Raw genomic sequence first — 21,220 nt, 5'->3', positions numbered from 1 at the left:
CGGTCCCATCCCGAACCCGGCCGTTAAGCACCGTCGCGCCGATGGTACTGCGTCTCAAGACGTGGGAGAGTAGGTCACCGCCAAACCTAGTAAGAACCAAATAACAAATTTGTACCTCTCTGAATGATGAAATCAGAATTGCTTCAAGCGCTCCTGACACGGAGCGCTTTTTTGCGTTTTCAGAGCCTTTCCAGACGCGTTTTCAGGAAAAACTGATCTCGACGGAGCCGAAATCTCCGAAATCAGCTGAGATTTGCGATCCGGGTGGGCATTCAATCGGGCGAATGAAGCTCCCGGCCAAGATGATATGTCCTGCTTCGATCTTCTGTCCGTATGCCGCCATGCGACGTGCAAGCCAGACGACGCTTTCCACTGGATCATTCAGCACACCGGCGCCGAGCCCTGTTTCTTCAACCTCGTTATTGCGGCTGACGATTGCGCCGATCCAGCGAAGATCAAGGGATGTGGGAGCAAAACGCTCTGTCCCGAGAACTACGCCGGCGTTTGCCGCGTTGTCGCTGATCGTGTCGAGCACGTTCCTAGACTGGCCTGTTGCGGGGTCTTTTCGAAGAATGCGCGTGTCGAGGATCTCAAGTGCAGGAGCAACCGCCTCGGTCGCCGCGAGGACGTCCTCACGGCCGATATCGTTTCCGGAGAGCGTGTCTTTCATAAGGAATGCGATCTCGGCTTCGATGCGCGGCTGAATGAAACGGCCGGCGGGCACGTCTTCACCTGATTGAAAGAGCATGTGGTCAAAGAGAATGCCGCTATCGGGAATATCGATCCCAAGAGCGTTCTGCATGGCTTTTGAGGTTAGGCCAATCTTCCAACCAATCACATTGCAACCAGCAGCACGTTTCTGAGCGTAGATTTCACCTTGGATCGCATAGGCATCATCCATGGTCATATTCGGATAACGTAAAGACAAGAGATCTATCTGGTGACCGCTGGCTTCGGCCTTTAGCAAGTCGGTCGCAGCGCGTTGATGCTCTTCAGGCGTCATATCTCGTCCTCCACGCCATTGCGCAGGCAGCCAAGGCCCTCGACCTTGATCTCAACCACATCCCCCGGTGCAAGGTAGCGCGGCGGATCGAAGCGCGCGCCGGCCCCGGTAGGCGTTCCTGTCACGATGATATCGCCAGGCTTAAGGGTCATGAACGTCGAGATATAGGCGATCTCTTCCCGGATTGGGAACATCATATTGGCGAGGTGATCGTCTTGGCGAAGCTCTCCGTTGACCCAGGTCTGAAGCCGCGCCTCATCGAGTTGTGCGGGATCCTTGAACGGGACGAGCCATGGCCCCATTGCGCCAGAGTGGTCCCAGTTCTTGCCTTGAGTGACATTGAACTTCGCATGGCGCACCCAGTCTCGGATCGTGCCCTCGTTACAGAGGGTCAGAGCCGCGATGTGGTCATATGCATCCTTGGGGTTGATGCGCCGGCCAGCCTTGCCGATGACGATGGCGACTTCGCCCTCGTAGTCGAGTGTGTGATTCTCGGGAGGGCGCACAAGATTCTGTTCGTGGCCGGTAAATCCGCTCGCGAAACGAGGGAATAGCGACATATGCTTTGGTTGTGCGCTCCCGTCTTTGTACTCGGCATTGCGGTCCGGAAAGTTCACTCCGACGCACAGAATGCGTTTCGCATTGGGAAGGGGCGCGCTGTAGGTGAATGTCCCCGGTGCGTGCGTGCGTTCTGCGTCCTTCGCGGCGTCTTGAAGCGCACTCCATCCATTCGCCTCGATGGCATCGAGCAGGGTTGGCCATTGAGGGAACCTTTTGCTCAGGTCTGAAAACCCGTATTCCCGGATCACGCCATAGTGCTGTTGATCCTTTGCGGTAACTGTTGCGATTTGGATCATCATCTCTCCTTACACGCCGAGACGCGGAATATGGTGGTCACCCATCGCGAATCCGATGTGTTTTTGCTCCATGTAGAATTCGAAGGACCAATCGCCTCCGTCGCGTCCGATCCCGCTTGCTTTGACGCCGCCAAAGGGAGTCGGTAGGTGTCGAACGTTCTCGGAGTTTACCCAGATCATTCCGGCCTCAAGTCTATCCGAGAAGCGCAGTGCGCGGGTCAGGTCATTGGTCCAAAGGTATCCGGTCAGCCCATACGGTGTATCATTGGCGATGCGCAGCGCCTCGTCTTCGTCTTTGAACGCGATTGAAGTCAGGACCGGTCCAAATATCTCTTCGCGCGCGATCCGCATGTCGTTCTTTGCGTCCGTAAAGAGCGTGGGTGGAACGAAGTATCCATCGCTCTTTATTGGTGCGCCGCCCGCTGCGATGGTCGCGCCGTCTTCCTTTGCAATATCGAAATAGGACGTGACCTTTGCGAAATGCTCTTCCCCGATGAGTGGGCCAATGACGGTTTGTGGGTCAAGGGGATGCCCGACTTGGATCGCGTTGACGCGTTCGATCAATCGAGCCTCAAAGTCTTCTCGGATACTCTCCTGAACGAGTAGTCTTGACGAAGAGGTGCAGCGTTCACCGTTGATGGAGTAGATCATGAAGGTCACCGCATCGAGGGCGCGGTCTAGGTCGGCGTCTTCAAAGACGATAACGGGGTTCTTTCCGCCCAGTTCAAGGTGCACACGCTTGAGCGTGTCGGCCCCCTGTTTTTGGATCAGGCTACCAGTACGGCTTTCACCGACGAAGGCAATGGCGCGAATATCTGGGTGCTCGCAGAGGGCCTTACCAGCATCCTCGCCAAAGCCATTCACCATGTTCCAGACCCCTGGCGGAAGACCGGCATCTTCTGCGATCTCGACAAGAAGGCGGGCCGAAAGAGGCGAGAGCTCAGCGGGCTTGTGCACAACCGTGCATCCCGCTGCCAAAGCGGGTGCGATCTTCCATGTCGAGAGCATGAAGGGCGTGTTCCAAGGTGTTATGACGCCGACCGGGCCGAGGGGCACACGGGTTGTGACATTCATCAGGGTCGGAGAGCGCAAGTTCTGCCCATCGCGCGCCGAGGTGACCTGATCTGCGAAGAACCGGAAGTTCTCAGCGCCGCGAATGGCGGCTTTGGACATGAAGCGCAGTGCTTGGCCGGTATCCCAGCACTCGCAAAGCGCTATTTCTTCGGCACGGGCTTCGATGCCGTCCGCGATCTTGAGAAGGATTTTCTTCCGTTCGAGAGCGGGCATGTCGCGCCACGCTGGAAAGGCCTCTTGCGCGGCCTTCGCGGCGGCGTCGATATCTGTCGCGTCTCCTCGTGCGACGTCGCAAATCACGCTCTTGTCGACCGGCGAATGGGTCGTGAAGGTGCCACCCGAACCCGCGCAGTCCTTACCGGCGATCCTGTTTTGGATGCCAGAGACGCGAAAGCGGTCCAGATGCGTTGCCAGATTCTCGAGGTTTTCTGCTAGGGTCGACATAAGGGTTTTCGCCTCTCCATGAAATTAGTTAATATGTTAAGTGATATTTCCGATTCCTGTCAACACTTCGGTAAGCACTGCTATCTCGTGGAGGGTTCGAGAGCTGCATGCTTGGATATGAATGAGGAGGCTGCGTTGCCACATTTCACGATAGAGTACTCCGCGAATCTTGACAGTGACCTAGATGTTTCCGCCTTCTGTGAGGTGATCCGGGCTGCGGCTGCAGAGATAGAGACCTTTCCGACAGCGGGTATTCGGGTCCGGGCGTTTCGCGCGGAGCATTTCGCCATCGCGGACGGGGATGGGAAACACGCCTTCATCGACATGTCGATCCGGTTGCGAGAGGGACGGACGCAGGATGTCATGGAGGATGCGACGGCGCGGATATTCGCGGCGGCTGAGGCGTTCGTGGCTCCAATCATGGCACAACGGTCGCTTGCCTTGTCGCTTGAGATGCGGGAGATCAACGCCTCTCTGTCGCCGAAGACGGGAACCATTCGGGATCATATCTAAGAACCGTCAAAAGGCATATGCGCGACATCCCTTTCTGACGTAGATCAAAGCGCATGTCGGCGAAGGGGATAATGATCGTTCGTGGAAACGCCCTAGCAAGAGGCCCGGACCATGTTTCGCCTATCCCTTATTTTGCACCTTTTCATCGGCTCTACCATTGCCGGCAGCGCGATGATCGCTGCCCTCACGATGGGGTACGATACGCTGACCCCCGTCATGTGGTCGGCGATCGCAGGGTTTATCGTGTCTTTTCCGCTCTCCTATCTGGTCGCGAAAAAGCTTTACGAAACCGGCGCTTAAGCCGCATCTAGCCAGGCCTTCAACGTCTGAATGAATTCGCGGGGTTTTTCGGCGTGAAGCCAGTGCCCCGCGCCAATGATCTTTGCAAAGCGTGCGTTCGGGAAAAGAGTGCGGATGGTCGCGCGGTGCTCCGATTTGACATAGTCGGATTCGGCCCCGCTCAGGAACAGGGTGGGGCCTTCATAGATTCCCGTTGTACCCGGCCAGCCAATGATCTTTGGCATCTCCTTCTCTAGAACATCGAGGTTGAGGAGCCATTTCTTGGTCTCAATATCAAGGGACTGCGTAAAGAAGCTTCGCAGTGCGGCCTCGTTCACATGTGCCTCAAGGGCTTTCATCGCATCAGAGCGTTTTTCGATCTTGGCAAGGTCGACGGCTTTCATTGCGGCAATGTGCTGGCTCTGATCATGGCTATAGGCGACGGGTGCGATATCCGCGACGACGAGGCGATTGACCAACTCAGGACGCGTGAGGGCAAGGACCATCGCCGCCTTACCACCCATTGAATGGCCAAGCACGTCCATCGGGCCGTCCTGCGCGGCGATCACTTCGGCGAGGTCGGCGGCCATGTCCTCGTAAGAATGCGTATCAAACCAAGGGCTTGCACCGTGATTGCGTTGATCGACCGCGATGACGCGGCGCGTTTGGGCCATGCGCTTGGAGATCGCCCCCCAGTTGCGTCCCGAGCCATAGAGGCCATGGACGATCAAAAGGTCGGGGAGGTCGGTGCGGCTTCCGTATTCGAGCGTGTTCAGCATGTATTGGAGATAGCAATTCGTCATCTCGCGCACCAGTCCTGTTGAGAGGTGCGAGTCGCTCGGCTAGGCTAGCGGAAGGGAGGATTTGGTGTGATTGACCCGGTGGAGATTCAACGCAAAAACGCGGCGCTTGCGAAACTTGCGGGCAAGAAGTTCTCTTTTGAACCCAAAGGTTTGGGCCATGCAATGCGCAAAGTGGGGCGGCGTCTTCCTGCAAAGATGCACGCTCATGCGCGTGCTTTGGTTGAGGCAGAACAGAAAGCCGGGCACCCAAAGATCCGTATGCAGCTCAAGGCCGAACCCGTGGAAAAGGCCTATGAAGCTTTGCACGGCGCGCTCGAGGCGCTTGATCCGGCGGATATGCGAAAGGGATTGATCCTGTCGACGCTCGGCATGGTGTCATTCCATGTGATTGCTGTTTTCACGCTTCTGATCGTGGTCCTTGTTTGGCAAGGCTTTCTGTGAGGGGTGGGGTATAGGGCTCTGGCGAGAGAGCATCGCGCAAGACCAGAGTCACCGTCACAAAACTCACGTAGAGCAAGAGATACCACGAGCCCATTTTGGCAAAACTCACCATCTCGCCAGCGCTTTGCCCGGTATAGAGCCATATGCGGGTCATGGTTCCGATGTTCTCGGCCAACCAAAGGAAACCACTCGAAAGAAACGCCGCGAGGGGCAGAGGCATCCAGTATCGGTTCAGGCCGATATGGAACCAGATGCGGGTGCGAGCATAAAGGAGGACGGTGGCTGCAAAAAGCGCGATGCGGATGTCGGGCAGGTAGTGATGTGCGAAGAAATTCACGTAAATCGCGACGGCCAGCGCAACCGTTGCGGCGAAGGGCGGATAGGGCGCGAACCGCATATCAAAAAGCCGGATCACGCGCGCCATGAAGGAGCCGACAGAGGCATACATGAAGCCCGAGAAGAGCGGCACTCCCCAGAGTTTGAAGAGCCCGTCTCCAGGGTAGGCCCAGCTTCCGGCATTGACCTTGAAGATCTCCATGGCGGTGCCGGTGATGTGAAACAACAGGATGACCCGTGCCTCGGCCCAGGATTCGAGTCGGAAGACCAGAAAGAGCCCCTGTAGCACCAGTGCGTAGATCAGAAGCGCATCATACCGCGCGATGGGCCAACCGTCATTCCAGAGACGGTCTGTGGCCAGCATGGCGATCAACAAGAGGCCACCGAACAAGGCGGCCCATCCCTGCTTCAGAACGAACATGAACAGTTCAGCGACGGCGAAGGGTAAACGTGCGCGCATCCAGTCGCCCAGAGTGCGCTCAATCGGTAAAGACTTAATTTCCATCACAGAACAGAAGCCGGACGCGCCAAGAAAGTCCAGCATTTCTCGCGCAACACGGAACCGGGACAAAAAACAACCGCCGTCAATGTCTCAGACGGCGGTTGCAGAAGTGTTAAAGCCGCGCGCGAGGCGCGTGCGCGGACCCGATATCAGAGGTTCGGGTAAAGCGGGAACTTGGCGCAGAGGGCTGCGACTTTGTCCTTCACCGCTTCTTCGACCGCGCTGTTGCCGTCTTCACCGTTAGCGGCGAGACCATCCACGACTTCTACGATCATGTCGGCGATTTGGCGGAACTCATCCTCTCCGAAGCCGCGGGTCGTGCCTGCGGGGGTGCCGAGACGGATGCCCGAGGTGACCATCGGTTTTTCCGGGTCAAAGGGGATGCCGTTCTTGTTGCAGGTGATATGCGCGCGGCCCAAGGCCTTCTCGGTCGCGTTGCCTTTGACGCCCTTGGGGCGCAGGTCGACGAGCATCACGTGTGTGTCGGTGCCGCCGGTGACGATGTCGAGGCCGCCTTTCATGAGCTGATCGGCGAGGGCCACTGCGTTGGCGCGCACCTGCTTCTGGTAGGCCTTGAACTCGGGGCGCAGCGCTTCGCCAAAGGCCACGGCCTTACCGGCGATGACATGCATGAGCGGGCCACCCTGGATGCCGGGGAAGATCGCGGAGTTGACCTTTTTCGCGATCTCTTCGTTGTTAGTCACGATCATGCCGCCACGCGGGCCACGGAGGGTCTTGTGGGTCGTGGTGGTGGCAACGTCGGCGTAGGGGAAGGGCGAGGGGTGTTCGCCTGCCGCGACGAGACCAGCAAAGTGAGCCATGTCGACCATCAGGTAGGCGCCGACCGAATCCGCGATCTCACGGAACTTGGCAAAGTCGATCTGGCGCGGGATGGCCGAGCCGCCCGCGATGATGAGCTTCGGCTTGTGCTCGTTTGCAAGCTCTTGCACCTGGTCGTAGTCGAGCAGGCTGTCCTGTTTGCGCACACCGTATTGGATCGCGTTGAACCATTTGCCCGACTGGTTTGGTTTCGCACCGTGAGTCAGGTGGCCGCCAGCGTCGAGGGACATGCCGAGGATGGTGTCGCCGGGCTGCAGCAGGGCGGTGAAGACGCCTTGGTTCGCCTGCGAGCCGGAGTTGGGCTGGACGTTGGCGAAGTCACAACCAAAGAGCTCTTTGGCGCGGTCGATGGCGAGGTTCTCGGCCACATCGACGTATTGGCAACCGCCATAGTAGCGGCGGCCCGGATAGCCTTCGGCATACTTGTTGGTCATGACCGAGCCCTGCGCTTCCATTACGGCGGCAGAGACGATGTTTTCCGAGGCGATCAGCTCGATCTCGTCGCGCTGGCGACCGAGTTCGTCGGTGATTGAGCCGAAGAGTTCGGGGTCGCGCGAGGCGAGGGATTCAGTGAAAAAGCCGGGGTCGCGAGTCGCGGTCATTTGGCAGTGCTCCAGATCAGAGAATGTCAGATGCCGAGTTCCTAAAGGAAACACCCCTTGGATAAAAGGCCCTTAAGCGACTTGTGGGCTTGTCTCTGCGACGGGGCTGGTGCAGGGGGTGGAGTTGTGATTGCATCGGGTACAGGACGTGCCGGATCGGAAACAAAGGATCGGAGACATGGGCAGAACGATTGCCTTTGTGGCAAGCGAAGCAGCGGTAGCGCAGGTGGCGCGGGCCGCCCTTGTCGCGCGCTATGGAGATTGCGCCCCGGAAGAGGCCGATGTGATCGTGGCGCTTGGTGGGGATGGGTTCATGCTTCAGACGCTGCATGGCTCGATCGGAATCGATACGCCGGTCTATGGGATGAACCGTGGCACAGTCGGGTTCCTTATGAACGAATATGGCGAGACGGATCTACTTGAGCGCCTTGCGGCTGCGGAGGAAGAGGTCATTAACCCGTTGCGCATGAAGGCGACCTGCGCGGATGGCACGGTCCATGAGGCTTTGGCGATCAACGAGGTTTCGCTTTTGCGGGCTGGTCCGCAGGCTGCGAAACTGCGGATCACGGTCGATGGGCGGCTGCGGATGGAGGCGCTCGTTTGTGACGGCGCGCTTCTGGCAACCCCTGCAGGATCAACAGCTTACAACTATTCTGCGCATGGGCCGATCCTGCCTATCGGGTCAGATGTGCTCGCCCTGACAGCGATTGCGCCGTTTCGACCGAGGCGCTGGCGTGGGGCGCTTTTGCCCAAGACGGCGCATGTGAGATTTGATGTGATTGATGCGGTGAAGCGGCCGGTGATGGCGGATGCGGATAGCCGGTCGGTGGAGGATGTGGTGTCGGTCGAGATCCATTCCGAGCCGAGCGTGCGGCATCGCCTGCTGTTCGATCCGGGCCATGGGCTCGAGGAACGGCTGATCCGCGAGCAATTCGTCTAACCCCTTATTTTATTGGGCGCGGCCAGGGCCGCGCGCAGGATTTCTCGTCATCGGCCCCTTCTCAGGGGCCGCTGCCTGCGGATTGCCTCCGGCGGGGGTATTTCTTGCAAGAGGAAGAGATAAAGGCCCCTTGGCGGGGTAAAACCGCGGGTCGGTATCACGTCGGTATTGCGTCGGTATTCCGTCGGTGCGGTTTGGGTGAAAGTCGGGGTTAAGGGGGCGTACGCCCTTACCAAAACGTAAAAAGGCCCCGCGCAGGGGCGGGGCCTTTCTCAAGGGGGGGCTGCGGGTCAGTCCTTGGCGTAGCCGATGGTCTGAAGCGCGTCCTTGATCTCGTCGAGGATGGCCGGGTCGTCGATCGTCGCGGGCATCTTGAAGGCGGTGCCATCGGCGATGTTGACCATGGTGCCACGCAGGATCTTGCCCGAGCGGGTTTTCGGCAGGCGATCCACCACCACGGCAAGTTTGAACGCGGCCACCGGGCCGATCTGATCGCGGACCATCTTGATCACGTCTTTGACCACGTCGTCATGGGCCTTGTCGGCACCTGCGTTGAGGCAGAGGAAGCCGACCGGCATTTGGCCCTTGAGTTGGTCCGTGACGCCGATCACGGCGCATTCGGCAACATCGGGGTGCGCGGCGAGCACTTCTTCCATGGCGCCGGTCGAGAGGCGGTGCCCTGCGACGTTGATGACGTCATCGGTGCGGGCCATGATGTAGACGTAGCCGTCCTCGTCCATCATGCCTGCATCGCCCGTCTCGTAGTAGCCGGGGAAATGCGACAGGTAGGATTTCTTGAACCGCTCTTCGGCGTTCCAGAGGTTCGGCAGGGTGCCCGGCGGCAGCGGCAGCTTGATCGCGATGGCGCCAAGTTCGCCCGCTTTCATCGGGTGGCCGCCTTCGTCGAGGATTTCGACCTCGTAGCCGGGCATCGGCACGGTGGGCGAGCCGAGCTTGATTGGCAACTCTTCAATACCAATCGGGTTGGCGGCAATGGCCCAGCCGGTTTCGGTCTGCCACCAGTGATCGACCACCGGCACGCCGAGTTGTTCCTGCGCCCAGACGATGGTGTCGGGATCGGCGCGTTCACCGGCGAGATAGACCGTCTTGAGGCCTGAAAGGTCATATTTCTTGACGAACTCGCCTTTGGGGTCTTCGCGTTTCACGGCGCGGAAGGCGGTCGGGGCGGTGAAGAAGCTTTTGACGTTATGCTCGGAGATCACGCGCCAGAAGGTGCCTGCGTCGGGGGTGCCGACGGGTTTGCCTTCGAAGACGATCGTGGTGTTGCCGTGGATCAACGGCGCGTAGCAGATATAGGAGTGGCCCACGACCCAGCCCACGTCCGAGGCGGCCCAGAAGACATCGCCGGGATCGACATTGTAGATGTTCTTCATGGTCCAGTTCAGCGCCACGAGTTGGCCCGCCGTGTGACGAATGACGCCTTTGGGCTGGCCGGTGGTGCCGGAGGTGTAGAGGATATAGGCGGGGTGATTGCCTTCGACCGGGACACATTCCGCCGGTTCCACACCGTATTGGAAACCGTGCCAGTTGTAGTCGCGACCCTCGACCAGTTCCGCGACTTCTTGTTCGCGTTGGAAGATCACGCAGAAATCGGGCTTGTGAGTGGATTGGTCGATGGCGGCATCGAGCAGCGGTTTGTAATGCACGACACGGCCCGGCTCGACCCCGCAGGAGGCGGCGATGATGGCCTTGGGCTTGGCATCGTCGATACGCACAGCGAGTTCGTGCGCGGCGAACCCGCCAAAGACAACAGAGTGCACCGCGCCAAGGCGGGCGCAGGCGAGCATCGCCTCGAGCGCTTCGGGCACCATCGGCATGTAAATGATGACGCGATCGCCCTTCTCAACGCCCTTGGCGCGCAGGGCTCCGGCGAGCATGGCAACACGGTTGCGCAGCTCGACATAGGAGATTTCGCGTTTGGTATGGGTGATCGGGCTGTCGTAGATGATTGCGGTCTGTTCACCGCGGCCATTTTCGACATGGCGGTCGACCGCATTGTAGCAGGTGTTGACCTTGGCGTCGGCGAACCATTCATAGAGGTGATCGCCCTTGTCGAAGAGCGCCTTCGAGGGGGCTTCGTCCCAATCGATCGCCTTGGCCGCGTCCATCCAGAACCCTTCCGGGTCTGTCTTCCAGGCGGCGTATACGTCTTTGTATGCCATGGTGTTCTCCTCCAAATACGTTGCAAAGGTGTTACGGGAGGGGAGTGGTTTGCGGCAAGTGCCTTTCGCGACGTCGCGTCAGATTATCGCGAATGTTTTGCAGTTTGGCGATTTTCTGCCTTGCAAATTTTGCAAACCCCGCCGGAAAGGGCGGGATATGCTGGAAATTTCGAGGATTTTGCAAAACTGCAAAGAGGCGGGCTGCAAAACCCACCTTTGGGGTGTGCCTTTGGATCAGCCGTAATGCGCAACCGGAGTCCCGGCGATGGCGGCCATGTTGAGGAGGCCGCGCGCTGTGATGCCGGGGGTGACCACGTGGGCGCGGTTGCCCATGCCCATCAGGATCGGTCCGACCTCGAGCCCGTCGGCGCGCATCTTGAGGATGTTGCGCACGCCCGAGGCGGCGTCGGCATGGGCGAAAACGAGCACGTTGGCCTGACCTTCCATGCGTGAGGCAGGGAAGACACGGGCGCGCAACTCGGGGTCGAGAGCGACGTCGACCGGCATCTCGCCCTCATAGGTGAAGTCGCGGGGACGTGAGTCGAGGATGGCAATCGCGTCGCGCAGGCGGCGGCCCGATCCTTCGGCTTGGTTGCCGAACTGGGATTGCGAGCAGAGCGCGATATTCGGCTCGATGCCAAAGCGGCGCACGTGGCGGGCGGCGCCGAGGATAATCTCGGCGAGCTGTTCCGGGGTCGGCAGTTGATGCACGTGGGTGTCGGCGATGAAGAGCGGGCCGTCCTCGAGGATCATCAGCGAGAGCGCGCCATGGGGGCGCAGGTCGCCCGCGCCGAGCACCTGATTGATGTAGCTCAGGTGCCAGCGGTATTCGCCGAACGTGCCGCAGATGAGGCTGTCGGCCTCGCCACGATGCACGGCAACGGCGCCAATGGCCGTGGTGTTGGTGCGCATGATGGCCTTGGCGAGATCCGGGGTCACGCCGCGGCGCTGCATGATCTCGTGGTAGGAGGTCCAGTAGTCGCGGTAGCGCGGGTCGTTCTCGGGGTTGACGATCTGGACATCCTTGTCGGGGCGGATGTCGAGGCCGATCCGTTCGCAGCGGGCTTCGATGACCTCGGGGCGGCCGATGAGGATCGGGGTCTCGGTGGTCTCCTCGAGGATCGCCTGAGCCGCGCGCAACACGCGTTCGTCTTCGCCCTCGGCAAAGATGATGCGGCGGGAGGCGGCGGTGGCGGATTGGAAGACGGGGCGCATGAGGAGCGCGGATTTGAACACCGATTGGTTGAGGCGGGCCTTGTAGGCTTCGATGTCGTCAATCGGGCGTGTGGCAACGCCAGAGGTCATGGCGGCGCTGGCCACGGCGGCGGAGACCACTCCGACGAGGCGGGGGTCAAAGGGTTTGGGGATGAGATAGTCGGCGCCGAAGGTCAGGTCTTCGCCCTTGTAGGCTGCGGCGGCCTCGGCGCTTGTTGTGGCGCGGGCAAGCTCGGCAATGCCCGCGACGCAGGCGAGGGACATGGCGTCGTTGATCTCGGTCGCGCCGACGTCGAGCGCGCCACGGAAGATGAAGGGGAAGCAGAGGACGTTGTTGACCTGGTTCGGGAAGTCGCTCCGCCCGGTGGCGATGATCGCGTCGGGGGCAACGGAACGGGCGAGGTCGGGCATGATCTCGGGTGTGGGGTTCGCGAGGGCAAAGATGATCGGGCGGTCGGTCATCTTGGCAACGTGGTCGGGCGTGAGGACGCCGGGACCGGAGAGACCGAGGAAGAGGTCCGCGCCGTCGATCACGTCATCGAGCGTGCGCAGGTCGGTCTTTTGCGCGAAGGCGGCCTTTTGCGGGTTCATATCCTCTCTGCGGCCTTCGTAGACGAGGCCATGAATGTCGCAGAGCCAGACATTTTCGCGTTTGACGCCGAGTTTCAGAAGCATGTTCAGGCAGGCGATGCCTGCTGCGCCGCCGCCGGTGGAGACGATCTTGATGTCCTCGAAGGACTTGCCCGCGACACGGAGCGCGTTGGTGGCTGCCGCGCCGACGACAATCGCGGTGCCGTGCTGGTCGTCATGAAAGACGGGGATGTTCATGCGTTCGCGGCAGATTTGCTCGACGATGAAACAGTCGGGGGCCTTGATGTCCTCGAGGTTGATCGCGCCGAAAGTCGGACCAAGGGCGCAGACGATATCGGCGAGTTTCTCGGGGTCGCTTTCATCCACCTCGATGTCGAAACAATCAATATTGGCGAATTTCTTGAAAAGAACGGCCTTGCCTTCCATCACCGGCTTGGAGGCCAGCGCGCCGATATTGCCAAGGCCGAGCACGGCGGTGCCGTTGGAAACCACGGCGACAAGGTTGCCGCGCGCGGTATAGCGGGAGGCGTTTGCGGGGTCGTCCTTGATCTCGAGGCAGGCTTCGGCAACGCCGGGCGAATAGGCGCGCGAGAGATCGCGGCCATTCGCCAAGGGCTTGGTTGCACGAATCTCGAGTTTTCCGGGCTTGGGGTGTTCGTGATAGAAAAGGGCCGCCTGACGCAGGCTCTCCTTGGTTGTGTCCGACATGTCTCCGCCTCCTGAGTCTCTATAGTTTAGCCTTAAACTATTTTTTCGCGGGTGGAAATGGGCGGTTTCCAGCCGCGGCGTGGCCTTGCAAATTCCGGCGCATCGCCGCAGTCTCTCGGCAGTGGTTTCAACAGTTGGGAGAGGGTGCCATGAGTCTTGAGAAAGCGGCGCGGGATGTGCGCGAGAACGCCTATGCGCCCTATTCCGATTTTCAGGTCGGCGCAGCGATCCGAAGCGAAAGCGGCGCGGTCTATGCGGGCTGCAATGTCGAGAATGTCGCGTATCCGCAAGGCACCTGTGCCGAGGCCGGGGCGATTGCGGCCATGGTGGCCTCAGGGGAAACCCGGCTAACAGAGGTCTATGTTATTGCCGACAGTCCGCACCCCGTCACGCCCTGTGGTGGGTGTCGTCAGAAGTTGGCCGAGTTCGGCACCGGCGAAGTCGTGGTGACGATGGCCACCCTTGAAGGCGTCGAAGAGCGCATGACCTTGGCAGAATTGCTGCCGGGTGCGTTCGGGCAGCATCATCTTGGGGACCAACAGGGCTGATCCGGGGATGGATGCGCGCGAGATCATAGCCTCCCTGCGTCGGGGCGAGGCACCAGGCGCGGCGGCGCTACGTTGGTTCGCTCAGGGGCTGGCGGATGGCACGGTGAGCGATGCACAGGCCGGGGCTTTTGCGATGGGCGTTTGCCTGCGGGGGCTGAGCGAAGGCGAGCGCGTGGCCCTGACCGAGGCAATGCGCGATAGCGGGCAACGCATGGATTGGAACCTGTCGGGGCCGGTTCTCGACAAACACTCAACGGGCGGCGTTGGCGATTGCGTGAGTCTCGTCCTTGCGCCGGCTCTGGCGGCTTGTGGTGCCTATGTGCCGATGATTTCGGGGCGGGGGCTTGGCCATACGGGTGGCACGCTCGACAAGATGGAGGCGATCCCCGGTCTTGTCACCGGGGTCAGCGAAGACCGGTTCCGCGCCATTGTGGGCGAGGTCGGGTGCGCCATTGTGAGCGCGACCGCGGATTTGGCCCCGGCGGACAAGCGGCTATACGCGGTGCGCGATGTGACGGCGACGGTCGAAAGCGTGGACCTCATCACGGCGTCGATCCTATCAAAGAAACTTGCGGCGGGGCTTGAGGGCTTGGTTCTCGACGTCAAATGCGGCTCGGGTGCATTCATGAAAACAGCTGACGAGGCGCGGGCGCTGGCCGAAGCCTTGGTCGCGACGGCGAATGGCGCGGGCTGTGCGACGCGGGCGGTGATTTCCGACATGAACGAGCCCCTTGCGCCGAGCCTTGGCAATGCGCTCGAGGTGGCCGAAAGCATGGAAGTCTTGTGTGAGGGCAAGCCGGGGCGGTTGCGCGATCTAACGGTGGTGCTTGGCGGGACGCTTCTTGAGCAGGGCGGGTTGGCCAAAGATGAAGAGTCTGGCGTGGCAAAGATGGCGGCGGCGATTGAGAGCGGCGCGGCGGCGGAAAGGTTCGCACAGATGGTCGCGTTGATGGGTGGCCCGCTACGGTTTGCCGAGGATTGGCGGCGCTTCCTGCCGGAGGCGACGGTGATCCGCGAGGTGGTCGCGCCAGAGGCCGGTTTTGTCACGGCGATGGATGGCGAGGCGCTTGGGCTTGCGGTTGTGCGCCTTGGCGGGGGAAGGCAGGTCGAGAGCGACGTGGTCGATCCGGCGGTCGGGATTTCAGACATGGTTCGCCTTGGGGCAAAGGTTGAGAAGGGCGCGCCGCTTTGCCGGGTGCATGCTGCGCGCGAGGAGGCCGCGGGCAGAGCCGCAGCGGCGGTATTGAGCGCGATCACCATCGGGGAAGAGGCGCCGGACGCGCAGGCGTTGATCCACGAAAGGATCGGCTGATGGCGCGGGCGTTTCTTGTCGTGATGGATAGCGTCGGGATCGGCGGCGCGCCGGACGCGGCGCGGTTTGCCAGCGGTGGTGTGCCGGATACCGGGGCAAACACACTTGGCCATATCGCCGAATGGTGCGCGCGGGAGCGTCCGGAGGGGCCGCTTCGCCTACCCGTCCTTGATCGTTTGGGGCTCGGCGCGGCGCTACGGCTGGCCAGCGGTCTGGAGGCGCCGGGTCTCGGGGTCGCGCCGGAGGGCCTTTGGGGCGCGGCGACCGAACAGGGGCCGGGCAAGGATACGCCCTCGGGGCATTGGGAATTGGCGGGGCTTCAGGTGCCGTGGGATTGGACCTATTTCCCCGAGACCGAGCCGTGTTTCCCAGAGGATATCATCGCGACGGTCTGTGAGGTGGCGGGTGTCGAGGGGGTGCTAGGCAATTGTCATGCGTCCGGCACGGAGATCATCGCGCGGCTCGGGGAGGAGCATATGCGCTCGGGCCTGCCGATCTGCTATACCAGCGCCGACAGCGTGTTCCAGATCGCGGCGCATGAAGAGCGGTTCGGATTGGAGCGGCTCTTGCGGCTTTGTGAAGAGATCGCGCCGATGTTGCACGCGCGCCGGGTTGGTCGGGTCATTGCGCGGCCCTTCGTGGGAAGCGCCGAAGAGGGGTTCACGCGCACGACCAACCGGAGGGACTATGCCGTGACGCCACCTGCGCCGGTCCTGCCCGATTGGGTCGCGGCGGCGGGGCGCGAGGTCTATGGGATTGGCAAGATCGGAGATATCTTTTCGATGCGGGGCATCTCGACCTGTGCCAAGGGAAGCGATGCGGCGCTTATGCGGGCGCTGGGCGAACGGGTCGAGGGGGCCGAGGACGGGAGCCTCACATTCGCGAATTTTGTCGAGTTTGACAGCCTCTATGGCCATCGGCGCGATCCGGCGGGCTATGCGGCGGCGCTTGAATGGTTCGATGGAGAGATCGGCACCGTGATTGCGGGGCTGCGTGAGGGCGACATGCTTCTCCTGAGCGCCGATCACGGCAATGATCCGACATGGGCCGGGACAGAGCATACGCGGGAGCGGGTGCCGGTCCTGTGTGCAGGGGTGGGCGCGGGGGCGCTGGGCCTGTTGGATTTCGCGGATGTGGCGGCGAGCGTGGCGGCGCATCTCGGCATTGAGGCGCGTGTTGAGGGGCGCTCGTTCCTATGAAGGATTTGCCCAAGGTCGAACTGCATCTGCATCACGAAGGCGCGGCCCCGCCGGACTTTATTCGGCGCTTGGCCGGGGAGCGGCATGTGGACCTGTCGCAGGCGTTTGACGCGCGTGGCGGCTATGCGTTCAAGGGGTTCCAGCATTTCTTGCAGGTCTATGAGGCGGCGACCAGTGTGCTCAAGACCCCAGAGGACTATGCGCGGCTCACAGCGGCGGTTCTTGAGGACCGGGCGGCGGAAGGTGTTGTCTATTGCGAGACATTCCTCAGTCCGGATTTCTGTGGTGGCGGCGATGTGGGGGCGTGGCGCGACTACTTGGCGGCCATCGTCGAGGCCGCGCGCGCGGCAGAGGCGCGGCATGGTATCTTGTGGCGCGGCGTGGTGACGGCGGTGCGCCATTTCGGCCCTGAACAAGCCAAGCGGCCTAGCCTATGTGCGGCAGAGACGGTGGGCGACTGGATCACCGGGTTCGGCATGGGCGGGGACGAGACCAAGGGGCAACAGGGCGATTTCGCCTGGGCCTTTGATCAGGCGCGAGAAGCGGGGCTTTGCCTAACGACCCACGCGGGCGAATTTGGCGGACCGGAAAGCGTCTGGCAGGCGTTGCGAGATCTCAACGTGGACCGGATCGGGCATGGCGTGCGGGCCATTGAAGATGCGCGGCTCGTCAGGGAATTGGCGGCACGTCAGGTCACGCTCGAAGTATGTCCGGGATCGAATGTGGCGCTGGGCCTGTACAAGGACTTTGCCGCCCATCCGATTGCCAGACTGCGCGAGGCGGGCGTCAAAATCACGGTTTCGACGGATGACCCGCCGTTTTTCCATACCAATCTGGTGCGGGAATATGACATGTTGGCCGAAAGCTTTGGTTGGGACGAATCCGATTTTCGCGCCCTTAATGAAACCGCTGCCGAAGCTGCCTTTTGCGACGCCGAGACGCGGGCGCGGATACATAAGAAACTGGAGAAAACCTGATGGATCACCTGACCGTCGTCGACCACCCGCTCGTACAGCACAAGCTTACCATCATGCGCCAGACCGATACTTCGACGGGCGAGTTCCGTCGCCTGCTGCGCGAGATCAGCCAGCTTCTGGCCTATGAGGTGACGCGCGAGTTGCCGATGACGACCAAGCGGATCAACACGCCGATGCAGGAAATGGACGCTCCGGTTCTCGCGGGGCGCAAGCTCGCGCTGGTGTCGATTCTGCGGGCGGGCAATGGGCTTCTCGACGGAATGCTCGAACTGATCCCTTCGGCGCGGGTCGGGTTCGTCGGGCTTTACCGCGATGAAGAGACGCTTGAGCCGGTGCAGTATTACTTCAAGGCTCCGAGCGAGTTGGACGAGCGCCTTGTAATCGCGGTCGATCCGATGCTGGCGACCGGGAATTCCTCGGCGGCGGCGATTGACCTTTTGAAGGAACAGGGCGCGAAAGATATCCGGTTCCTCTGTCTTCTCGCTGCACCCGAGGGGGTTGCGCGAATGAAGGAAGCGCATCCGGATGTGCCGATCGTGACCGCCTCGCTTGATGAGCGGCTGAACGAAAAAGGCTATATCCTGCCGGGGCTTGGCGATGCGGGTGACCGAATGTTCGGCACCAAGTAGGCCCAAAGCGCATCCATGGGGCCGGATCGAGGGGTTTGGCCCTGAAAGACAGGCCCGTTGCCCGCTATGGGTGGTTTACTCATATTGAGTTTTGCGGTTATGCTGGCCCCAGATATTGTGGGGGCACAATGAAACTGAGCAGAGCAATTGCGATTGCCGTTATTGCAGGTTCCTTGGGGCTCGGCGCTGCTGTCGAGGCCCAATCCCTGAAAAACGTGGATCAACCGAACGAGTTTCCGCCCGCGTCCTACAAGGCGCGGCAATATGTGGATAGCAAGGGCTGTGTCTATATTCGGGCCGGTGTTGACGGAAGCGTCACTTGGGTGCCGAGGATGAGCCGGGACCGCAAAGTGCTATGTGGGTTCAAGCCGACACAGGTTGCCGGGGCGAGCAAGCAACAGGCCGCACCGCGTCTTGATAAGAACGTTGTGACGCTCAAGGCGGCCAAACCCGAGCAGGGTGCACCGAAAGAGACCGCTGCGCCTGTGACAACTGCACGCGCCAAGCCGACTGCCGCGCCGACACCGCGTCCGGCGGCACCGGCGAAGCCTCGCGCCGTGGCGATTGCACCAGCGAAACCCGCCAAAGCGATGAAGCCCGCCACGAAACCGACTGCGAAACCTGCCAAGACGGTGAGTGCGCCTGCCACCAAGAAGCCGCGCCGCGATCTTGGCCAAGTGCCGCGCCGCGCTGGTGTGGCGTCGCCTTGCCGGGCTGGGGCCGGAACCTACAGAGGCATGGCCGTGCGCTGTGGACCGCAGTCCGAGCTGCCTTACACGCCGGGCACGGGCAACCCGACCGCGACGGCGCCGGTGATCAAGATTGACCGCCGAGGATCGTCCTATCAGGGGGCCGTGCCGGGGCAGGTCGTGCGCGAAGGTGAGGTTGGTCCGGATGTGCGCGTTGTGCCGCGTCATATCTATGAGAACCGCAAATACGCCATGGTGCAGGTGGAGCCGCCTGAAGGGTATGTTCGAGTGTTCGAAGATGGCCGTCTTAACCCGCATCGCGGAGAACAGACGTTTGGCGGCAAGGCGCGGATGGACCAGATTTGGCATGCGGGTGTGCCGCATGAGCTTCGTCGCGGAGAGGCCGGAACGTCGATGGTCGTCTCGAGCAAAGGTGCGGCCCCGGTCGTGTCGACCAAGAGCAGCCCGCGCCGCAAGGCGCTTCGCATTGGTGGGCAGGGCTATGTCAAAGTCGCGACCTATACTGATTACACCGCCGCCCAGAGCGCGGCGCGCAAGGTGCGGGCGCTGGGCATGCCGGTGCGGATCGGCACCTATGAGTCCAAGGGCGTGACCCGGCGCATGGTGTTGGCGGGCCCTTATGGCGATGCCGAGCGCGCAGGAAGCGCGTTGGCCAAGGTGCGCGGGGCCGGGTTCGGGTCTGCCGTGCTGCGCAAGTAAGCCAATTGTGGAGCTGGGGAGGGACGGTGCTAGCCGCCGCAAATCCCCTGAAGCGCCACCCAATCTCCATCTGATAGCACGGGCCTTGGCGAGGTCTCGAAGGGATCGGCCTCGATCAGGGGGAGGGTGCTTTCGCCTGATGGGTCGAGCGCATAGGCATAGGGTGTCGATTTCACTTCAAACTTCGTGAACAAGCCGAGCAAGGTTTCGGACTCGGGGCGCGGTGGCGTGGCCAGGGCCATTTCTTCGGCATGGGCGCGCAGCGTGTTCTCCGGCAACGCGCCGGTGGTCAGCAGGCGCAGCGTTGTCAGGGGGCCGTGCGCTTCGAGCAGGAGGCGTAGGGGATCGCGGGCAGCGGCATCGGCTTTGGCGGCGAGCACGTAGCCCGCGGCCACGTCCGGCTCTTCGTAGTCTTCGACGATGGCGCGGTTGAGAAGGATGGTGCCGCCGGGCAGTGGCAGGGTTTCCCGCACGCCGCCACGCAACACACCCAGACGGGGCACGTCGAGCCTCTCAGCCAGACGCGCCAGCGCGGGCGTGGCGAGAAGCCCGCGGCAGGGTTCCCCCGTCAGCCGCGTCATTTCGCGTTCGAGTTCTTGGCCGATCTCGATGCGCTTGGCGTCCGGCACAACGCTCAACGTGTGATCGAGGAGCGCGCCCGGCAGCCAGAATACCGCCAGCGCCGCCACAGAGGCAATGGACGCGCTCAGCGTCACGAGGCGGAGCCGTCCGGGGCGCGGGCGGCGGCGGTCGATGGCGGCGCGGAGGCTCTCGATAGCCTCGATCATATGCGCCTCGCTTTCGTCGAGCTCGAGGGTTTCGCCGGGATCACCGTCGGGCGCATAAATCGCTGGGCGTTTCCCTTTGTTGAGGCGCGAGACAGCAGGCAGGGACCAATGCGCAAGCGGGCGGTCCTGAAGATCGGAGATCGTCAGGGTGGCCTCGCCGATAGAGATGATGACATCCCGGCGCTGGGCATCGGGCGCAGCACGCCAGAGGCCAGAGGCCTCGAGCCGTTCGAATTTTGTCAGGGCCGTCTTGGTCATGGATGTCGCGCGGGCTGCTCTGCCTCTTGGAAGGCCAAAGGATAGCACGGGCCGGGGCCGGGCGGCAACGCAGAGCGGGATTTACATGCGAGGTTTTGACGGCTAGGGAGCGGACATGTGGACCTCTGTTGTGAAGACGCACCTGCGCGCTTTGGCGCGAATTACGGTCCCGGCCTGAACTGCCGGGCCGGGCTGTCGTCTGCAATTTTTTTCACGTGCCAAGTTCAGAGAGCCGGTGCACGCAACAAAGGTGTTCTTCATGTTTTCAAATGACCCAACCCTACACATGATTTGCGGCAAGATCGCTGCTGGCAAATCGACGTTGTGCGCCGAGTTGGCGCAGGCACCGGGGCATGTGCGCTTGTCTGAAGATGCGTGGCTTGCGGCGCTCTACGGCGAAGAGATGAGCAGTTTGCAGGACTACGTGCGCTATGCCGCGCGGCTACGTGCCGTGGTCGGGCCGCATGTGGCGGCGCTCTTGCGGGAAGGGGTGTCGGTGGTGCTCGACTTTCAGGCCAATACGCGGCAGGCGCGGGATTGGATGCGCGGAATCCTCGACGAAAGCGGCGCGACGCATGTGATGCATGTGCTTGATGTGCCGGACGAGGTCTGTCTCGCGCGGCTAGCAGCGCGCAATGCGGCGGGCGGGCATGAGTTCGCCCCGAGCGAAGCGCAGTTTCGTGAGATCTCGCGGTATTTCACCGTGCCGACGCCGGAGGAAGGCTTTGCGATCCAGTGGCATGATTAGGGGGCGGCCCAAGCGGCTGTT

General features: G+C 61.5%; 20 protein-coding genes and 1 rRNA gene. 12 read left to right on the top strand and 9 right to left on the bottom strand.

Annotation, left to right across the window (positions count from 1 at the left end; all coding sequences use genetic code 11):
- Nucleotides 1-86 (top strand): 5S ribosomal RNA (gene rrf, locus MK745_RS05275); the annotation flags it as partial.
- A 116-nt stretch (nucleotides 87-202) separates the two neighbouring features.
- Here the strand turns inward: rrf and hpaH are convergent.
- The 3 genes from hpaH to hpaE are packed head-to-tail and all read right to left on the bottom strand — an operon-like array spanning nucleotide 203 to nucleotide 3,378.
- A complete protein-coding gene (hpaH, locus tag MK745_RS05270) occupies nucleotides 203-1,003 on the bottom strand; it encodes a 2-oxo-hept-4-ene-1,7-dioate hydratase (protein WP_243612222.1) in 801 nt (266 codons plus the stop codon).
- Nucleotides 1,000-1,857 (bottom strand): fumarylacetoacetate hydrolase family protein, encoded by an 858-nt coding sequence (locus MK745_RS05265; RefSeq protein WP_243612231.1) that lies wholly within the window; start codon nucleotides 1,855-1,857, stop codon nucleotides 1,000-1,002. Before MK745_RS05265 ends, hpaH begins: the two co-directional genes overlap by 4 nt.
- Nucleotides 1,858-1,869: 12 nt before the next feature.
- On the bottom strand, nucleotides 1,870-3,378 hold the full coding sequence (hpaE, locus tag MK745_RS05260; RefSeq protein ID WP_243612221.1) for a 5-carboxymethyl-2-hydroxymuconate semialdehyde dehydrogenase: 1,509 nt from the start codon (nucleotides 3,376-3,378) through the stop codon (nucleotides 1,870-1,872).
- Nucleotides 3,379-3,513: 135 nt separating this feature from the next.
- Here hpaE and MK745_RS05255 point away from each other — a divergent pair, with 135 nt between their 5' ends.
- Nucleotides 3,514-3,891, top strand: coding sequence for a 5-carboxymethyl-2-hydroxymuconate Delta-isomerase (locus tag MK745_RS05255; RefSeq protein ID WP_243612230.1), 378 nt, complete (start codon nucleotides 3,514-3,516; stop codon nucleotides 3,889-3,891).
- 111 nt (nucleotides 3,892-4,002) lie between these two features.
- A complete protein-coding gene (locus MK745_RS05250; RefSeq protein ID WP_243612220.1) occupies nucleotides 4,003-4,191 on the top strand; it encodes a DUF4229 domain-containing protein in 189 nt (62 codons plus the stop codon).
- Here the strand turns inward: MK745_RS05250 and MK745_RS05245 are convergent.
- On the bottom strand, nucleotides 4,188-4,949 hold the full coding sequence (locus tag MK745_RS05245; RefSeq protein ID WP_243612229.1) for an alpha/beta fold hydrolase: 762 nt from the start codon (nucleotides 4,947-4,949) through the stop codon (nucleotides 4,188-4,190). The two genes, MK745_RS05250 and MK745_RS05245, sit on opposite strands and share 4 nt — an antisense overlap.
- A 90-nt stretch (nucleotides 4,950-5,039) precedes the next feature.
- Here MK745_RS05245 and MK745_RS05240 point away from each other — a divergent pair, with 90 nt between their 5' ends.
- Nucleotides 5,040-5,414: a hypothetical protein gene (locus tag MK745_RS05240; protein ID WP_243612219.1), complete on the top strand. Its 375-nt coding sequence runs from the start codon at nucleotides 5,040-5,042 to the stop codon at nucleotides 5,412-5,414.
- Here the strand turns inward: MK745_RS05240 and MK745_RS05235 are convergent.
- Together MK745_RS05235 and glyA are read right to left on the bottom strand one after the other, a co-directional pair.
- Nucleotides 5,371-6,210 (bottom strand): DUF817 domain-containing protein, encoded by an 840-nt coding sequence (locus MK745_RS05235; protein ID WP_243612228.1) that lies wholly within the window; start codon nucleotides 6,208-6,210, stop codon nucleotides 5,371-5,373. The two genes, MK745_RS05240 and MK745_RS05235, sit on opposite strands and share 44 nt — an antisense overlap.
- 191 nt (nucleotides 6,211-6,401) lie before the next feature.
- Nucleotides 6,402-7,694: a serine hydroxymethyltransferase gene (gene glyA, locus MK745_RS05230; protein ID WP_243612218.1), complete on the bottom strand. Its 1,293-nt coding sequence runs from the start codon at nucleotides 7,692-7,694 to the stop codon at nucleotides 6,402-6,404.
- Nucleotides 7,695-7,872: 178 nt separating this feature from the next.
- On the opposite strand from glyA, the gene MK745_RS05225 reads away from it, so the two are divergent.
- Nucleotides 7,873-8,634, top strand: coding sequence for an NAD kinase (locus tag MK745_RS05225; RefSeq protein WP_243612217.1), 762 nt, complete (start codon nucleotides 7,873-7,875; stop codon nucleotides 8,632-8,634).
- A gap of 290 nt (nucleotides 8,635-8,924) precedes the next feature.
- On the opposite strand, the gene prpE is transcribed toward MK745_RS05225, so the two are convergent.
- Complete coding sequence (prpE, locus tag MK745_RS05220) at nucleotides 8,925-10,817, bottom strand: propionate-CoA ligase PrpE (protein ID WP_243612216.1); 1,893 nt, start codon at nucleotides 10,815-10,817, stop codon at nucleotides 8,925-8,927.
- A gap of 234 nt (nucleotides 10,818-11,051) precedes the next feature.
- The gene (locus tag MK745_RS05215) at nucleotides 11,052-13,331 is read right to left on the bottom strand and encodes an NADP-dependent malic enzyme (protein ID WP_243612215.1); all 2,280 of its coding nucleotides are present in this window, start codon (nucleotides 13,329-13,331) and stop codon (nucleotides 11,052-11,054) included.
- 149 nt (nucleotides 13,332-13,480) lie between these two features.
- On the opposite strand from MK745_RS05215, the gene MK745_RS05210 reads away from it, so the two are divergent.
- The 6 genes from MK745_RS05210 to MK745_RS05185 all read left to right on the top strand — a co-directional run bounded on the left by MK745_RS05210 (nucleotide 13,481) and on the right by MK745_RS05185 (nucleotide 19,405).
- Nucleotides 13,481-13,879 carry a cytidine deaminase gene (locus MK745_RS05210; protein ID WP_243612214.1) on the top strand — a complete coding sequence of 133 codons (399 nt, stop codon included), beginning with the start codon at nucleotides 13,481-13,483 and terminating at the stop codon, nucleotides 13,877-13,879.
- Between the two features lie 7 nt (nucleotides 13,880-13,886).
- Nucleotides 13,887-15,191: a thymidine phosphorylase gene (locus MK745_RS05205; protein WP_243612227.1), complete on the top strand. Its 1,305-nt coding sequence runs from the start codon at nucleotides 13,887-13,889 to the stop codon at nucleotides 15,189-15,191.
- On the top strand, nucleotides 15,191-16,390 hold the full coding sequence (locus MK745_RS05200; RefSeq protein ID WP_243612213.1) for a phosphopentomutase: 1,200 nt from the start codon (nucleotides 15,191-15,193) through the stop codon (nucleotides 16,388-16,390). Before MK745_RS05205 ends, MK745_RS05200 begins: the two co-directional genes overlap by 1 nt.
- Nucleotides 16,387-17,367: an adenosine deaminase gene (locus MK745_RS05195; protein ID WP_243612212.1), complete on the top strand. Its 981-nt coding sequence runs from the start codon at nucleotides 16,387-16,389 to the stop codon at nucleotides 17,365-17,367. Before MK745_RS05200 ends, MK745_RS05195 begins: the two co-directional genes overlap by 4 nt.
- The gene (gene upp, locus MK745_RS05190; RefSeq protein ID WP_243612226.1) at nucleotides 17,364-17,996 is read left to right on the top strand and encodes a uracil phosphoribosyltransferase; all 633 of its coding nucleotides are present in this window, start codon (nucleotides 17,364-17,366) and stop codon (nucleotides 17,994-17,996) included. The genes MK745_RS05195 and upp overlap by 4 nt, the downstream gene beginning before the upstream one ends.
- Nucleotides 17,997-18,124: 128 nt before the next feature.
- Nucleotides 18,125-19,405 (top strand): SPOR domain-containing protein, encoded by a 1,281-nt coding sequence (locus MK745_RS05185; protein WP_243612211.1) that lies wholly within the window; start codon nucleotides 18,125-18,127, stop codon nucleotides 19,403-19,405.
- Nucleotides 19,406-19,434: 29 nt separating this feature from the next.
- Here MK745_RS05185 and MK745_RS05180 read toward each other — a convergent pair whose 3' ends face one another.
- A complete protein-coding gene (locus MK745_RS05180) occupies nucleotides 19,435-20,451 on the bottom strand; it encodes a hypothetical protein (RefSeq protein WP_243612210.1) in 1,017 nt (338 codons plus the stop codon).
- A gap of 259 nt (nucleotides 20,452-20,710) precedes the next feature.
- Between MK745_RS05180 and MK745_RS05175 the strand changes: the two genes are divergently transcribed.
- On the top strand, nucleotides 20,711-21,199 hold the full coding sequence (locus MK745_RS05175) for an AAA family ATPase (protein WP_243612209.1): 489 nt from the start codon (nucleotides 20,711-20,713) through the stop codon (nucleotides 21,197-21,199).
- Nucleotides 21,200-21,220: the final 21 nt, after the last annotated feature.

This window comes from Shimia aestuarii (assembly GCF_022814865.1).
Taxonomy (GTDB): Bacteria; Pseudomonadota; Alphaproteobacteria; order Rhodobacterales; family Rhodobacteraceae; genus Shimia; species Shimia aestuarii_A.
This window is presented reverse-complemented; position numbering and strand designations above follow the sequence as displayed.

Excerpts from the sequence above, each read along its gene's own strand:
- MK745_RS05225 (WP_243612217.1), top strand. The coding sequence starts at position 7,873 with ATGGGCAGAACGATTGCCTTTGTGGCAAGCGAAGCAGCGGTAGCGCAG.
- MK745_RS05205 (WP_243612227.1), top strand. The coding sequence starts at position 13,887 with ATGGATGCGCGCGAGATCATAGCCTCCCTGCGTCGGGGCGAGGCACCA.
- glyA (WP_243612218.1), bottom strand. The coding sequence starts at position 7,694 with ATGACCGCGACTCGCGACCCCGGCTTTTTCACTGAATCCCTCGCCTCG.
- MK745_RS05245 (WP_243612229.1), bottom strand. The coding sequence starts at position 4,949 with ATGCTGAACACGCTCGAATACGGAAGCCGCACCGACCTCCCCGACCTT.
- hpaH (WP_243612222.1), bottom strand. The coding sequence starts at position 1,003 with ATGACGCCTGAAGAGCATCAACGCGCTGCGACCGACTTGCTAAAGGCC.
- MK745_RS05195 (WP_243612212.1), top strand. The coding sequence starts at position 16,387 with ATGAAGGATTTGCCCAAGGTCGAACTGCATCTGCATCACGAAGGCGCG.
- MK745_RS05210 (WP_243612214.1), top strand. The coding sequence starts at position 13,481 with ATGAGTCTTGAGAAAGCGGCGCGGGATGTGCGCGAGAACGCCTATGCG.
- MK745_RS05185 (WP_243612211.1), top strand. The coding sequence starts at position 18,125 with ATGAAACTGAGCAGAGCAATTGCGATTGCCGTTATTGCAGGTTCCTTG.
- MK745_RS05250 (WP_243612220.1), top strand. The coding sequence starts at position 4,003 with ATGTTTCGCCTATCCCTTATTTTGCACCTTTTCATCGGCTCTACCATT.
- MK745_RS05235 (WP_243612228.1), bottom strand. The coding sequence starts at position 6,210 with ATGCGCGCACGTTTACCCTTCGCCGTCGCTGAACTGTTCATGTTCGTT.
- MK745_RS05175 (WP_243612209.1), top strand. The coding sequence starts at position 20,711 with ATGTTTTCAAATGACCCAACCCTACACATGATTTGCGGCAAGATCGCT.
- MK745_RS05215 (WP_243612215.1), bottom strand. The coding sequence starts at position 13,331 with ATGTCGGACACAACCAAGGAGAGCCTGCGTCAGGCGGCCCTTTTCTAT.
- prpE (WP_243612216.1), bottom strand. The coding sequence starts at position 10,817 with ATGGCATACAAAGACGTATACGCCGCCTGGAAGACAGACCCGGAAGGG.
- hpaE (WP_243612221.1), bottom strand. The coding sequence starts at position 3,378 with ATGTCGACCCTAGCAGAAAACCTCGAGAATCTGGCAACGCATCTGGAC.
- MK745_RS05180 (WP_243612210.1), bottom strand. The coding sequence starts at position 20,451 with ATGACCAAGACGGCCCTGACAAAATTCGAACGGCTCGAGGCCTCTGGC.
- MK745_RS05200 (WP_243612213.1), top strand. The coding sequence starts at position 15,191 with ATGGCGCGGGCGTTTCTTGTCGTGATGGATAGCGTCGGGATCGGCGGC.